The organism is Streptomyces sp. NPDC046876, from assembly GCF_040645035.1.
Lineage (GTDB): Bacteria > Actinomycetota > Actinomycetes > Streptomycetales > Streptomycetaceae > Streptomyces.
The window spans coordinates 66,394-79,845 of record NZ_JBEYXK010000015.1 but is presented as its reverse complement, the minus strand read 5'-3'; the positions used below and the strand labels follow the sequence as shown (position 1 = coordinate 79,845).

The window sequence follows — 13,452 nt, the reverse complement described above, 5'->3', positions numbered from 1 at the left end:
ATGGTGGCACTCTGGCGTCCAGCACAGATCCGGGGCGGTTGCGCCCCGGTGGGAAAGGGACCGTCGCCATGGCAGACCACCAGGAAGCAACCGTCACTCTGCCGAGCGATCCCGCCTCGGTCGCCGCCGCCCGCCGCTACGTCGCCGATGTACTCGCCGAATGGGGCCTGCCCGACGGGGCCGACACCGCGGACAGCGTGAGACTGATCGTCTCCGAGCTGGCCACCAACGCCGTGCAGCACACCTTCGGGCAGTCTCCCACCTTCACCGTCGACGTGCGGCTGGAGCGCGGGGAGTGGCTGCGCGTCGGGGTCACCGACAGCCACCCGCGCTGGCCCAAGCGGCTCCCGGCAGCCGTCCAGCAGGACAACGGCCGGGGCATGGTCATCATCCGCTGGCTCACCGCCGAGGCGGGCGGCCGACTCTCGGTCAGCCCCACCGAGGAGGGCGGCAAGACCGTGTGGATCGCCCTGCCCTGGCCGGTCGCGGCCCCCGCCGCGAGCGGCAGCACCTGCTGAGCAGCAGCACGTGCTGAGCGGTAGCCCGTGCTGAGCAGCAGCACGTGCGGAGCGGTCGGCGACGGCGCGCACTCGTCCGAGTCCGTATACGGAACCCGCTGAAGTCGGCCCACGGGCCGAACCGGGTGCCTCCCCGAAACGTGGGTTAACGCGACGGAAAAACGAGGCCCCTAGCGTGGTGCCTTCGGCCTTCCGTCAATGATCACCCATACGCCGGTAAAGCGGTGGTGCTCGGGACGGAAAGCCTTTTTCAGCGTTGGGCAAGACACGCTTGGCTCGGATATGCGCAGGTCAACAGGGTGTTGAAGGCCGTTAGGGTCGGTTCGGCGCGATGTTGATCTTGTCCTGGAAGCTTGGTGATACGAGTGCAACTGACACCGCACGAGCAGGAGAGACTGCTCATCCACGTGGCCGCCGACGTGGCCGAGAGGCGCAGGGCGCGCGGGGTGCTCCTCAACCACCCCGAGGCGGTGGCCCTGATCACCGCGCACATCCTCGAAGGGGCCCGCGACGGGCGGACGGTGGCCGAGCTCATGGCCTCCGGCCGCAGCGTGCTCGGCCGCGCCGAGGTCATGGAGGGGATCCCCGAGATGATCCATGACGTCCAGGTCGAGGCGACCTTCCCGGACGGCACGAAGCTCGTCACCGTCCACGACCCGATCGTCTGAGGGGGAGCAGCCGCATGATCCCCGGCGAGATCGTCCACGGGGACGGACCGGTGCGCCTGAACGAGGGCCGCCCCGTCACCCGCCTCACCGTGCTCAACGCCGCCGACCGGCCCGTCCAGGTCGGCTCCCACTACCACTTCGCCGAGGCCAACCCCGGCCTCGACTTCGACCGCGCCGCCGCCCGCGGGCTCCGGCTCAACATCGCCGCCGGCACCGCCGTCCGCTTCGAGCCGGGCATCCCGGTCGAGGTGGAACTCGTACCGCTGGGCGGCCTGCGCACCGTACCGGGCCTGCGCGGCGAGACAGGAGGGCCGCTCGATGGCTGAGCTCGAACGCGGCGCGTACGCCGACCTCTTCGGACCGACGGCCGGCGACCGGATCCGGCTGGCCGACACCGACCTCTTCATCGAGATCGAGCAGGACCTCAGCGGCGGCCCCGGACGCTCGGGGGACGAGGCCGTGTTCGGCGGCGGCAAGGTCATCCGCGAGTCCATGGGCCAGGCCCGCACCACCCGCGCCGAAGGCGCCCCCGACACCGTGATCACCGGGGTGGTGGTCCTCGACCACTGGGGCATCGTCAAGGCCGACCTCGGCATCCGCGACGGCCGGATCTGCGGCATCGGCAAGGCCGGCAACCCCGACACCATGGACGGCGTGGACCCCGCCCTCGTCATCGGCCCCGAGACGGAGATCATCGCGGGCAACGGGAAGATCGTCACCGCGGGCGCCATCGACGCCCACGTCCACTTCATCTCCCCGACCGTCATCGACGAGGCCCTCGCCTCCGGCATCACCACCCTCGTCGGCGGCGGCACCGGACCGGCGGAGGGCACCAAGGCCACCACCGTCACCCCCGGACCCTGGCACCTGGCCCGCATGTTCGCCGCCCTGGAGGCGTACCCGGTCAACATCGGCCTGCTCGGCAAGGGCAACACCATGTCCCGCGAGGGCATGCACTCCCAGCTGCGCGGCGGCGCCCTCGGGTTCAAGATCCACGAGGACTGGGGGGCCACCCCGGCCGTCATCGACGCCTGTCTGGGCGTCTGCGAGGAGACCGGGGCGCAGGTCGCGATCCACACCGACACCCTCAACGAGGCCGGATTCGTCGGCGACACGCTCGCCGCCATCGCCGGGCGGACCATCCACTCGTACCACACCGAAGGCGCGGGCGGCGGGCACGCACCCGACATCATCACCGTGGTCTCCGAGCCGAACGTCCTGCCCAGCTCGACCAACCCGACCCGGCCGCACACCGTCAACACCATCGAGGAACACCTCGACATGCTGATGGTCTGCCACCACCTCAACCCCGCCGTCCCCGAGGACCTCGCCTTCGCCGAGTCCCGGATCCGGCCCTCCACCATCGCCGCCGAGGACGTCCTCCACGACATCGGGGCCATCTCGATCATCTCCTCCGACTCCCAGGCCATGGGCCGCGTCGGCGAGGTCGTCCTGCGCACCTGGCAGACCGCCCACGTGATGAAGCGGCGCCGCGGCTTCCTGGCCGGAGACGGGCCCGCCGACAACCACCGCGCCCGCCGCTACGTCGCCAAGTACACGATCAACCCCGCCGTGGCCCAGGGGCTCGCCCGGGAGATCGGCTCGGTCGAGACCGGCAAGCTCGCCGACCTCGTGCTGTGGAACCCCGCGTTCTTCGGGGTCAGGCCCGAGGCCGTCATCAAGGGCGGCCAGATCGCGTACGCCCAGATGGGCGACGGCAACGCCTCCATCCCCACCCCGCAGCCCGTGCTGCCCCGCCCGATGTACGGGGCCCACGGGCGCGCCCCCGCCCTGAACTCGGTGAACTTCACCGCGCAGGCGGCACTCGACGACGGCCTGCCCGAACGGCTCGGCCTCGGCAAGGCGTTCACCGCCATCGAGAGCACCCGCAAGGTCGGCAAGGCGGACATGCGCAACAACGACGCCATGCCGCGGGTCGAGGTCGACGCCGACACCTTCACCGTCACCATCGACGGCGAAGCGGTGGAGCCCGCCCCGGCCGCGGAACTGCCCATGGCCCAGAGATACTTCCTCTTCTGATGGGCCTCGCCGCACTGCTCGTCCTCGCGGACGGCCGCTTCCCCGCCGGGGGCCACGCCCACTCCGGCGGGGCGGAAGCCGCCTGCAAGGCGGGCCGCATCCACGACGCCGCCTCCCTGGAGGAGTTCTGCCGCGGCCGCCTGCACACGGCCGGGCTCACCGCCGCCGCCCTCGCCGCGGCCGCCGCCCTCGGGCTCGACCCGGCCGTCCTCGACGCCGCCGCCGACGCCCGCACCCCCTCACCCGCCCTGCGCACCGCCGCCCGGCGGCTCGGCCGGCAGCTGCTGCGCGCCGCCCGGGCCACCTGGCCCGCGGCGGAACTCGACGCCTTGGCCGCCGCGTTCCCGCGCGGGGCGCACCAGCCCGTGGTGCTCGGCCTCACCGCCCGGGCCGCCGGCCTCGGGCCGCTCGACGCCGCGCACGTGGCGGCGTACGAGAGCGTCAGCGGGCCCGCGACCGCCACCGTGCGGCTGCTCGGCCTGGACCCCTTCGAGGCGAGCGGGGTCCTGGCCCGCCTCGCGGCCGAGCTCGACTCGGTGGCCGGGCGGGCCGTGCAGGCCGCGGACCGGGCCCGGCTCGAAGGCCCGGAGGCCCTGCCCGCGGCCTCCTCGCCGCTGCTGGAGATCGCGGCGGAGATCCATGCCGACTGGCCGGTACGGCTGTTCGCGTCCTGACCCGTGTGTGCCGGACCCGCCCGCACCGGCCCCACCCCACCCACCCCCCTGGAGTACCCCGTGCACCTCGACCACGCCACGACCTTCCCCGAGCGCCACACCCACAGCGCCGAGCCCGTCCGCGCCGACGGCTCGCGCCGCGCCCTGCGGATCGGTCTCGGCGGGCCCGTCGGCTCCGGCAAGACCGCCACCGTCGCCGCGCTCTGCCGTGCCCTGCGCACCGAACTGTCCATGGCCGTCGTCACCAACGACATCTACACGCGGGAGGACGCCGAATTCCTGCTCCGCGAGGCCGTGCTGCCGCCCGAGCGGATCACCGCCGTGGAGACCGGGGCCTGCCCGCACACCGCGATCCGCGACGACATCTCCGCCAACCTCGAGGCGGTGGAGGAGCTGGAGGAAGCGCACCGGCAGAGCGCACCGCTCGACCTGATCCTGGTCGAGTCCGGCGGGGACAACCTCACCGCCACCTTCTCCCGCGGTCTCGTCGACGCCCAGATCTTCGTGATCGACGTGGCGGGCGGCGACGACATCCCGCGCAAGGGCGGCCCCGGCGTCACCACCGCCGACCTGCTCGTCGTGAACAAGACCGACCTCGCCCCGCACGTCGGCTCCGACCTGGACCGGATGGCCCGCGACGCCGCCGAACAGCGCGGCGCACTGCCCGTCACCTTCCAGTCCCTGCGCGGCGAGGAGGGCGTCGCCCCGGTGGCCGCGTGGGTGCGCGAGCGGCTCGCCGCCTGGACCGCACGGTGACCGCCCCACCCGCCACCGCCCCTGCGGCCACCGCGCCGCCCGCCACCGCTGCCCCGCCCGCCACCGCCCCGCCGGCCGCCGCAGTACCCGCTTCTGTCCCGACCCCGGCCCCGGCGCCCGCCCCGGCCGGGGTCCGGGCCACCGCCCGGATCGGGGCCGTCGCCGACGGGCGCGGCGGGACCGCCCTGCCGCTGCTCACCGGCGAAGGGCCGCTCGCGCTGCGCCGCACCCGGGGTGCCGGAGCCGAGGCCGGCGTGATGCTGGTCGGCGCGATGAGCGCCCCGCTCGGCGGGGACCACCTCACGGTCGAGGCCACCGCCGGGCCCGGGGCCCGCCTCGCCCTGGCCTCGGCGGCGGCCACCCTGGCGCTGCCCGGCCGCGGCGGCACCCCCGCGCGGTACGACGTACGCCTGAGCGTGGCCGAGGACGCGGCGGTGCGGTGGCTGCCGGAGCCGCTGGTCTCGGTCCGCGGCAGCGACCTGCGGGTGCACACCCGCGCCGAACTGGCCCCCGGGGCCCGGCTCCTGCTGCGCGAGGAGCAGGTGCTGGGCCGGACGGGCGAGGAGCCGGGCCTGCTGCGCAGCCGGCTCGCCGTCACCCTGGACGGCCGACCGCTGCTGGACCAGGAGCTCGCCTGCGGTCCCGGCGCACCCGGCGGCTGGGACGGCCCGGCGGGGCTCGCCGGGCACCGGGCGCTCGGTCAGCTCCTGGCCGTCCACCCGGGGTTCGCCGCGGCTCCGCCCACGGCGGCCGTGCTGGGGGAGTTCGCCGTGGTCACCCCGCTGGCCGGTCCCGCCGTCCTGGTCACGGCACTTGCGCCGGACGCGCTGCGGCTGCGCGGTCTCCTGGATGCGGCGTGTCGCACGTACGGCTGGTAACTGCTGGGCGAACCTGGGGCGAATCAGACACCGCTCAGCGGTACACGCCTCTCCGGTTATCGGGTTGGCAAAGAAACCCGACGTTGGTCTGTTGTCAGGTGTAGGTCAGGCGAAAGGATCCCCCTTGCATTCGCACGACCAACCCGACCCAACCCGGCCGTGTCCGGCCGGGCCTGATGCAGGGGGAACAACCACGTGATAAGCAAAGCAGCGCTGGGGAGCGCTGCCACTTTGATCACCGGAGCGCTGGCGGCGGGTCTGCTGCTGGCGCCGCCGGCCGCGGCGGCGACCGCGTCCGGCACCAGCTCGGTTCCGGAGGCGCTCGGCGCGCAGCTCGCCGCCGCCCGCGCCGCCCGGACCGGGATCGAGTGGAAGGACTGCCCCGCCGACTGGGGCTTCGCGGCTCCGATCCAGTGCGGCTGGGTCAAGGTCCCGCTCGACTACGCCAAGCCGTTCGGCAAGACGATCGACATCGCGGTCGACCGCGCCGTCAGCACCGGCACCAAGGAAGAGCGCCAGGGCGCCCTCCTGTACAACCCCGGCGGCCCCGGCGGTTCGGGCATGCGCTTCCCGCGCCGGTCCACCACCAAGTCCCCGCTGTGGGTGAACACCGCCAAGGCGTACGACTTCGTGGGCTTCGACCCGCGCGGCGTCGGCCACTCGGCGCCGATCTCCTGCATCGACCCGCAGGCGTTCGTCAAGGCCCCGAAGGCGGACCCGGTTCCGGCCACCGAGGCCGACAAGAGCGCCCAGCGCAAGCTCGCCGCGGAGTACGCGGACGGCTGCAAGGAGCGCAGCGGCGAGATGCTCCCGTACATGACCACGCCGAACATCGCGCGTGACCTGGACGTCATCCGCGCCGCCCTCGGCGAGAAGAAGCTGAACTACCTCGGCGTCTCCTACGGCACCTACCTCGGCGGGGTCTACGCGACCCTGTTCCCGACCCACGTGCGCCGCATGATCGTCGACAGCGTGGTCAACCCGGCGCAGGACAACATCTGGTACGAGGCCAACCTCGAGCAGGACGTCGCCTTCCAGATGCGCTGGAACGACTGGCAGGACTGGGTCGCCAAGAACGACGCGTCCTTCCACCTCGGCGACACGCGCGCCAAGGTCGAGGCGAAGTGGCAGCAGCTGCGCGCCCAGGCCAAGGCCAAGCCGCTCGGCGGCGTCGCCGGTCCGGCCGAGCTGATCAACTTCTTCCAGGGCGCCCCGTACTACGACTCCTCGTGGGTCCCGGTCGCGCAGGCGTTCAGCGCCTGGGCCGCCGGTGACGAGAAGCCGCTGGTCGACGCGATCGCCCCGGACATGTCCGACATCAAGGGCAACATCGCCTCGGAGAACAGCAACGCGGTGTACACCGCGGTCGAGTGCGCCGACGCCAAGTGGCCCACCAGCTGGACGAAGTGGGACCGGGACAACTCGGCGCTGCACGAGAAGTACCCGTTCCTGACCTGGTCGAACGCCTGGATGAACCTGCCCTGCGCGACCTGGAAGTCCAAGCAGAGCAAGCCGATCGCCGTCGGTGCCAAGCACGGCCTGGCCCCGGTGCTGATCGTCCAGTCCGAGCGTGACGCGGCCACCCCGTACAAGGGCGGCGTCGAGCTGCACCGCCGTCTCGCCGGCTCGCGCCTGATCACCGAGCAGGGCGCCGGTTCGCACGGTGTCACCAGCCTGGTGAACCCCTGCATCAACACCCGCGTGGACGACTACCTGCTCCACGGCAAGGTCGACGCCAAGGACGTGGTGTGCGGTCCGCACGCCGCCCCGGTCGCCCCGGCCCCGGCCGCGGCGAAGGCGCTCGCCGAGTCCCCGGCGTCCGCCCTGCCCGCGCAGGAGGAGCTGCCGGCCGTCCGCTGACCCCGTGACACGGGCAGCGGGCCGTAAGGCCCCTCGCACGGGAGAAGGCTCAGCGCGTCCTGCGCCGGGCCTTCTTCCGTGCTTCCTCCTCCTCGGCCTTGACCTCGGCCGCGTACCGGTCGACGTACTCCTGGCCGGACAGTTCGAGGATGGCGTACATGATCTCGTCGGTGACCGCGCGCAGCACGGCCCGCTCGCCCTCCATGCCGGCGTAGCGCGAGAAGTCCAGCGGGCGGCCGAAGCGGATGGTGACCGGCCGGATGTTCGGGATCTTCTGCCCGGGCGGTTGGATCTCGAAGGTCCCCACCATGGCGCACGGCACGACCGGCACCCCGGCGCCGAGCGCCATCGCGGCCACCCCGACCTTGCCCTTGTACAGCCGGCCGTCGTGCGAGCGGGTGCCTTCGGGGTAGATGCCGAGCAGTTCGCCCCGGGCCAGTACGGCCAGCCCCTCGCGGATCGCGGCCCGGCCGGCGTCCCGGCCCGAGCGGTCGACGGGGATCTGGCCGGCGCTGCGGAAGAAGAACGCGGTCAGCCGGCCCTTCAGCCCGGGTCCGGTGAAGTACTCCGCCTTGGCGAGGAAGGTGATCCGCCGCTTCAGGATCGCGGGCATCAGGAAGTGGTCGGAGAACGACAGGTGGTTGCCCGCGACGATCGCGGCGCCCTCGGCCGGGATGTTCTCCAGCCCCTCGATGCGCGGGCGGAACAGCAGCCGCAGCAGCGGCCCGAGGAACACGTACTTGAGCAAGTGGTAGAACACCAGGCCGCTCCCGTCGCCGTCCCGTTGTCACCGCCATCGTACGGACAGCCGGCGCCGGGCCCGAGAGGCCGGACACGGGGAAAACGCGGGGCGCCGGGCGATCGGCGGGGGCCTCAGCTGCTGCGGGACGCCGCCATGCCGGCGGTGAGGAGGCCCAGGACCACCCAGCCGAACCACAGCCAGCCGTTGCTGCCGAGGGCCACGGAGTACGTGGCGACGCCCACCAGGGCGGCGAAGGTCATCACGGCCATCGCCTTGACGGATCCGGTCATGCCCCATGGTGGCGCGCCGGAGCGGGATCGCGCTACTGGCCACGCGCGCGGAGCGAGGCGAGATAGGCGTTGTACGCCTCCAGCTCCTGGTCGCCGTCGCGCTCGGCGGCCCGGTCGGCGCGCTTCGCCGCCCGCTGCTCCGAGTGGTACCACTGGTACATCAGGGCGATCAGCACCAGCACCGAGGGGATCTCGCTGAAGGCCCAGGCGATGCCGCCGCCCCACTGCTGGTCGAGGAGCGGATCGATGCCGAGCGAGGCCGGCGGGTTCTCGTACGTCTTGATCATCGGCTCGCTGGCCATCATCAGCGCGATGCCGAAGAACGCGTGGAAGGGCATCCCGGCGAAGAGCTCCAGCATCCGCATCACGTAGCCGGGGCGGTGCGGGCCCGGGTCCACGCCCATGATCGGCCAGAAGAAGACCAGGCCGACGGCGAGGAAGTGCACCATCATGCCGATGTGTCCGGCCTTGCTCTCCATGAGGAAATCGAAGAGCGGGGTGAAGTACAGGGCGTAGAGGCTGGCGATGAACATCGGGATGGTGAACGCCGGGTGGGTGATCACCTTCATGTAGCGGCTGTGCAGCAGCATCAGCAGCAGCTCGCGGGGGCCCTTGCGGCCCCGCCCGGCGGGCGGCAGCGCGCGCAGCGCGAGCGTGACCGGGGCGCCCAGCAGCAGCAGGATCGGCGACAGCATGCTGATCACCATGTGCTGGACCATGTGCACGCTGAACATGACCATGCCGTAGTCGTTCAGCTTGGTGCACATCACCAGGGCCACGCTCAGCACGCCGGTGGCGAAGGCGACGGTCCGGCCCACGGGCCAGGCGTCCCCGCGCCGGCGCAGCCGCGCCACGCCCCACAGGTACAGCCCGAGGCCGACGAGCGAGCCGATCAGGAAGAAGGCGTCGAAGGAGAACTCCAGACCACGCCCGAGGGTGAACGGCGGCAGGTCCATGTCCATGTGCATGTCCATGCCGTGCCCGCTGTGATCCATCTGTTCTCCCTTGACCGTGGTGCCCCACCACAGTAGTGCCGCCCCCGGCCGCAGCTGCGACCGGGGGCGGCGACAGAAAGGGGGAAAGGGCTACAGAACGGTCTCGGCCTCGGCGTAGCGCGCGTCCGGGACCGTCTTGAGGGTCGAGGTGGCCTCCGCCAGCGGCACCATCTCGATGTCGGTGCCGCGCAGCGCGGTCAGCATCCCGAACTCGCCGCGGTGTGCCGCCTCCACCGCGTGCCAGCCGAAGCGGGTGGCCAGGACGCGGTCGTACGCGGTCGGCGTGCCGCCGCGCTGGACGTGGCCCAGGATGACCGGGCGGGCCTCCTTGCCCAGGCGCCGCTCCAGCTCGACGGCGAGGATGTTGCCGATGCCGGCGAAGCGCTCGTGGCCGTACTGGTCCTTGCCGCCCTGCTGGTACTCCATGGAGCCGGGGCGCGGCTTGGCCCCCTCGGCGACCACGACAATCGCGAACCGCTTGCCGGCGGAGAAGCGCTCGCCGACGATCGCCGTCAGCTCCTCGATGTCGAAGGGGCGCTCCGGCACGACGATCGCGTGCGCGCCGGCGGCCATGCCCGAGTGCAGGGCGATCCAGCCGGTGTGGCGGCCCATGACCTCGACGACCATCACGCGCTGGTGCGACTCGGCGGTGGTCTTCAGCCGGTCCAGGGCGTCGGTGGCGACCCCGACCGCGGTGTCGAAGCCGAAGGTGACGTCGGTCGAGGCGATGTCGTTGTCGATGGTCTTCGGCACGCCGACGATCGGCAGGCCGGCCTGCGAGAGCAGGTTGGCGGCCTTCAGGGTGCCCTCGCCGCCGATCGGGATGATGGCGTCCAGGCCGAGGTCCGCGACGTGCCCGCGGGCCCGCTCCACGCCGTCGCGCAGGTGCGCGGGCTGGACGCGGGAGGAGCCGAGGATGGTGCCGCCGCGGGCGAGGATGCCGGCCACCGCGTCGAGGTCGAGCTTGCGGTAGTCCGCCTCCAGGAGGCCGCGCCAGCCGTCGTGGAACCCGATCACCTCGTCGCCGTGGTCGACGACGGCGCGGTGTACGACGGAGCGGATGACGGCATTGAGACCGGGGCAGTCGCCACCGGAAGTGAGCACACCAATGCGCATGGCACAGAGAACCTTTGCAACGTGGGCCGACGACCGGACCACGTCGTCCGGTTGGAACTACCCGTCACCCTACAAGCGGATCGGCACCGGACTGAACCATCCTCCACGCACCGGTCGGGATCCTTGTGCGAACGCACGGCGCGCGGAAGCGGGGCGTACGCCGGAACGCACGACGGCCCGGACCCCGCAAGCGGAATCCGGGCCGAACGCCGGGTGGCGCCGGGGTTACGCGGGCTGCGTCGCCGCCGCGATGCGCTCGGCGCGCAGCGCCTCGTACCAGCGGTCGTCGACGGGCGGCAGCGCGTTCACGTCGAGGGCCAGCTTCAGCAGGAGGTCCGCGATCTGCGGGTTGCGGGCCATCACGGGGCCGTGCATGTACGTGCCGAAGACCGTGTCGTTGTACGCGCCCTCGGTGCCGTCGCCGGTGCCGTTGCCGCGGCCGATGCGGGTGCGGGCGAACGGCTTGGCGGACGGGCCCAGGTGCGTGACGCCCTGGTGGTTCTCGAAGCCCGTCAGCTGCGGCAGGCCCAGCTGCGGGTCGATGTCGGCGAGGACGTCGCCGACGCACCGCTCGCCCTCGCCGCGCACGGTGACGACGTCCAGCAGGCCCAGGCCCGGCTGGCGCTCGCCCATGTCGTTGACGAACTCGTTGCCGAGGATCTGGTAGCCGGCGCACACGGAGAAGACGATCGCCCCGTTCGAGACGGCCCGCTCCAGGCCGCCGTCGCGCAGCAGGCGCTCGGCGGCCAGCCGCTGCGGCCGGTCCTCGCCGCCGCCGATGAGGTAGATGTCACCGGAGGTCGGGATGGGCTGGTCGCTGCGCACGTCCACGCGCTGCACGTCCAGGCCGCGCTGGCGGGCCCGGCGCTCGACGACGAGGGCGTTGCCCTGGTCTCCGTACGTGCTGAGCAGGTCGGGGTAGACCCACACCAGACGCAGGCTGTTGTCGCTCATGCTCTTTGTCCTCAAGGGGTACTAGTTGCCGACGCGGCGGCGGACGTCCTGGAAGGCGGTGTAGTTGGCGATCAGCTCGATCTGGCCGGGCGGCGCCAGCTGCACGGCCTCGTCGAGGGTCTCGCAGACGCGGAAGTCCAGGCCCGCGACCTCCAGGCGGACCGCCAGGTCCAGCTTGCGGTCGCCGATCACGAAGATCGGGTGGCCGGCGAGGCGCGGGTAGTCCACGTCCCACAGCCAGGAGGTGTCGGTGCCGTCGGCGCCGCGCGCGTTCACCGAGAGGATCACCGGGGCCGGCGGCTGGTCGATCAGCGAAAACGTTTCGAGCCAGCCGGCCGGGTTCTTCGCCAGCAGCAGGCGCAGCTCGCGGCCCTGGAAGTCCACCACGTCGTAGCGGCCGGCGACCGCCTGCACCTGGTACATCCGCTCCAGCGCGACCTGCGGCGGCACGCCGAAGACGGCGGCGACGGCGGCCGAGGTGGCGGCGTTGGCCTTGTTGGCGCGGCCGGGCAGCTGGAGGCTGATCGGCCAGGCGGAGCCGTGCGGGTCCAGCACGTGGTCGCCGGAGAGCACCCAGCTCGGGGTCGGGCGGCGGAAGCCGCACTCACCGCAGAACCAGTCGTCGCCGGGGCGCTGCATCACACCGCCGCAGGAGGGGCACGACCAGGCGTCGTCCTTCCACTCCTGGCCGGCGGCGACCCAGACCACGTTCTGCGAGGACGAGGCCGACCACACGATCAGCGGGTCGTCGCAGTTGGCGACGATCACGGCCTTGGAGCCCTGCAGGCCCTCGCGCCACTTCTCGGCGAGCATGCGGGTCTCGGCGGCGCGGTCCAGCTGGTCGCGGCTGAGGTTCAGCAGGGCGATCACCTTGGGGGTGACGTCCCGGGCCACGCCCGCGAGGTACTTCTCGTCCACCTCGATGACGCCGTACTTGGCGTCCGAGCCGCCCGCGAGGGCGGAGGTGATGCCGGCCGGCATGTTCGCGCCGAGCGCGTTGGAGACCACCGGGCCGCTGGCCCGCAGCGCCTCGGCGATCAGTCGCGTGGTCGTGGTCTTGCCGTTCGTCGCGGAGACGAGGACGACGTCGAGATGCTGCGCCAGCGCTCCGAGGAGATCGGGGTCGAGTTTGAGTGCGACCTTGCCGCCGATCACCGATCCGCTTCCGCGTCCCGCGGCCCGCGACACCGCCGCCGCGGCCCTGCCCGCCGTCACGGCCAGCTTGGCCCGCGGCGAAAGCGGCTCCGTGTTGCCTGCCATCGTCCCTTGTCCTCCTTGCGTCGGTCGGCCCCAGCCTATCCAGTACCGGCCGGGGCCTTGACCGCGGCGCCCCAGGTCGCCGCGGATCTCCTCATATATTCGCCCGTCGTACGCTTACGGCCATGCGACAGCGCGTCATTCCCGGCACCACCGGCATCGTCCGCACCATGAGCCTCCTGGGCGACCCGGTGCTCCACTCGGCCTGCGCGGAGGTCACCGCGTTCGGCCCGGACCTCGACCGGCTGATCGAGGACATGTTCGCGACGATGTACGCGGCCGAGGGCGTCGGCCTCGCCGCCAACCAGATCGGCGTCGGGCAGCGGGTGTTCGTCTACGACTGCCCCGACGACGATGACGTACGCCACGTCGGGCACATCGTCAACCCGCGCCTGGTCGAGGCCGACGGCGACGAGTACGTGGGCCCCGAGGGCTGCCTGTCGCTGCCCGGCCTGGAGGCCGGCACGGCCCGCTTCGACCGCGCCGTCGTCGAGGGCGTCACCTCGGACGGCGCGCCGGTGCGGATCACGGGCACCGGGTTCTTCGCCCGCTGCCTCCAGCACGAGTGCGACCACCTCGACGGCACCGTCTACGCGGAGCGCGTCACGGGGATGCGGGCCCGCCGACTGCACCGGGCGATCCGCCGGACGCCCTGGGGCGCGCGCGGCGCACACGCCCTCCAGGGCTGAGCCTTTCCGTCACAG

The 13,452-nt window shown here is 72.5% G+C and carries 15 protein-coding genes; 9 read left to right on the top strand and 6 right to left on the bottom strand.

Annotated features, from left to right (window positions below):
* Nucleotides 1-68 precede the first annotated feature (68 nt).
* The 8 genes from ABZ924_RS11955 to ABZ924_RS11920 all read left to right on the top strand — a co-directional run bounded on the left by ABZ924_RS11955 (nucleotide 69) and on the right by ABZ924_RS11920 (nucleotide 7,394).
* On the top strand, nucleotides 69-518 hold the full coding sequence (locus tag ABZ924_RS11955) for an ATP-binding protein (protein ID WP_361907201.1): 450 nt from the start codon (nucleotides 69-71) through the stop codon (nucleotides 516-518).
* Nucleotides 519-883: 365 nt separating this feature from the next.
* Entirely contained in the window at nucleotides 884-1,186 is a 303-nt protein-coding gene (locus tag ABZ924_RS11950; protein WP_361907199.1) for an urease subunit gamma, read from the top strand.
* 14 nt (nucleotides 1,187-1,200) lie between these two features.
* The gene (locus ABZ924_RS11945) at nucleotides 1,201-1,512 is read left to right on the top strand and encodes an urease subunit beta (protein WP_361907197.1); all 312 of its coding nucleotides are present in this window, start codon (nucleotides 1,201-1,203) and stop codon (nucleotides 1,510-1,512) included.
* Nucleotides 1,505-3,226 carry an urease subunit alpha gene (locus ABZ924_RS11940; RefSeq protein WP_361907195.1) on the top strand — a complete coding sequence of 574 codons (1,722 nt, stop codon included), beginning with the start codon at nucleotides 1,505-1,507 and terminating at the stop codon, nucleotides 3,224-3,226. The genes ABZ924_RS11945 and ABZ924_RS11940 overlap by 8 nt, the downstream gene beginning before the upstream one ends.
* Entirely contained in the window at nucleotides 3,226-3,900 is a 675-nt protein-coding gene (locus tag ABZ924_RS11935) for an urease accessory UreF family protein (protein WP_361907193.1), read from the top strand. The genes ABZ924_RS11940 and ABZ924_RS11935 overlap by 1 nt, the downstream gene beginning before the upstream one ends.
* A gap of 60 nt (nucleotides 3,901-3,960) precedes the next feature.
* Nucleotides 3,961-4,656, top strand: a complete 696-nt coding sequence (gene ureG / locus ABZ924_RS11930; RefSeq protein WP_361907191.1) for an urease accessory protein UreG — start codon at nucleotides 3,961-3,963, stop codon at nucleotides 4,654-4,656.
* A gap of 149 nt (nucleotides 4,657-4,805) precedes the next feature.
* Complete coding sequence (locus ABZ924_RS11925; RefSeq protein ID WP_361907278.1) at nucleotides 4,806-5,534, top strand: urease accessory protein UreD; 729 nt, start codon at nucleotides 4,806-4,808, stop codon at nucleotides 5,532-5,534.
* Nucleotides 5,535-5,729: 195 nt separating this feature from the next.
* A complete protein-coding gene (locus ABZ924_RS11920; protein ID WP_361907189.1) occupies nucleotides 5,730-7,394 on the top strand; it encodes an alpha/beta hydrolase in 1,665 nt (554 codons plus the stop codon).
* Nucleotides 7,395-7,443: 49 nt separating this feature from the next.
* On the opposite strand, the gene ABZ924_RS11915 is transcribed toward ABZ924_RS11920, so the two are convergent.
* The 6 genes from ABZ924_RS11915 to ABZ924_RS11890 form a co-directional block, all read right to left on the bottom strand.
* Nucleotides 7,444-8,154, bottom strand: a complete 711-nt coding sequence (locus ABZ924_RS11915; protein WP_361907187.1) for a lysophospholipid acyltransferase family protein — start codon at nucleotides 8,152-8,154, stop codon at nucleotides 7,444-7,446.
* Nucleotides 8,155-8,267: 113 nt separating this feature from the next.
* Nucleotides 8,268-8,426 carry a hypothetical protein gene (locus ABZ924_RS11910; protein WP_361907185.1) on the bottom strand — a complete coding sequence of 53 codons (159 nt, stop codon included), beginning with the start codon at nucleotides 8,424-8,426 and terminating at the stop codon, nucleotides 8,268-8,270.
* Between the two features lie 32 nt (nucleotides 8,427-8,458).
* Nucleotides 8,459-9,421, bottom strand: coding sequence for a cytochrome c oxidase assembly protein (locus ABZ924_RS11905; RefSeq protein WP_361907183.1), 963 nt, complete (start codon nucleotides 9,419-9,421; stop codon nucleotides 8,459-8,461).
* A 90-nt stretch (nucleotides 9,422-9,511) separates the two neighbouring features.
* Nucleotides 9,512-10,537: a 6-phosphofructokinase gene (locus ABZ924_RS11900; RefSeq protein WP_361907182.1), complete on the bottom strand. Its 1,026-nt coding sequence runs from the start codon at nucleotides 10,535-10,537 to the stop codon at nucleotides 9,512-9,514.
* Nucleotides 10,538-10,762: 225 nt separating this feature from the next.
* Entirely contained in the window at nucleotides 10,763-11,491 is a 729-nt protein-coding gene (locus ABZ924_RS11895) for a glutamine amidotransferase (protein ID WP_361907180.1), read from the bottom strand.
* Between the two features lie 21 nt (nucleotides 11,492-11,512).
* Nucleotides 11,513-12,751, bottom strand: a complete 1,239-nt coding sequence (locus ABZ924_RS11890; RefSeq protein ID WP_361907178.1) for a MurT ligase domain-containing protein — start codon at nucleotides 12,749-12,751, stop codon at nucleotides 11,513-11,515.
* 122 nt (nucleotides 12,752-12,873) lie between these two features.
* On the opposite strand from ABZ924_RS11890, the gene def reads away from it, so the two are divergent.
* Nucleotides 12,874-13,437, top strand: coding sequence for a peptide deformylase (gene def, locus ABZ924_RS11885; protein ID WP_361907176.1), 564 nt, complete (start codon nucleotides 12,874-12,876; stop codon nucleotides 13,435-13,437).
* Nucleotides 13,438-13,452: the final 15 nt, after the last annotated feature.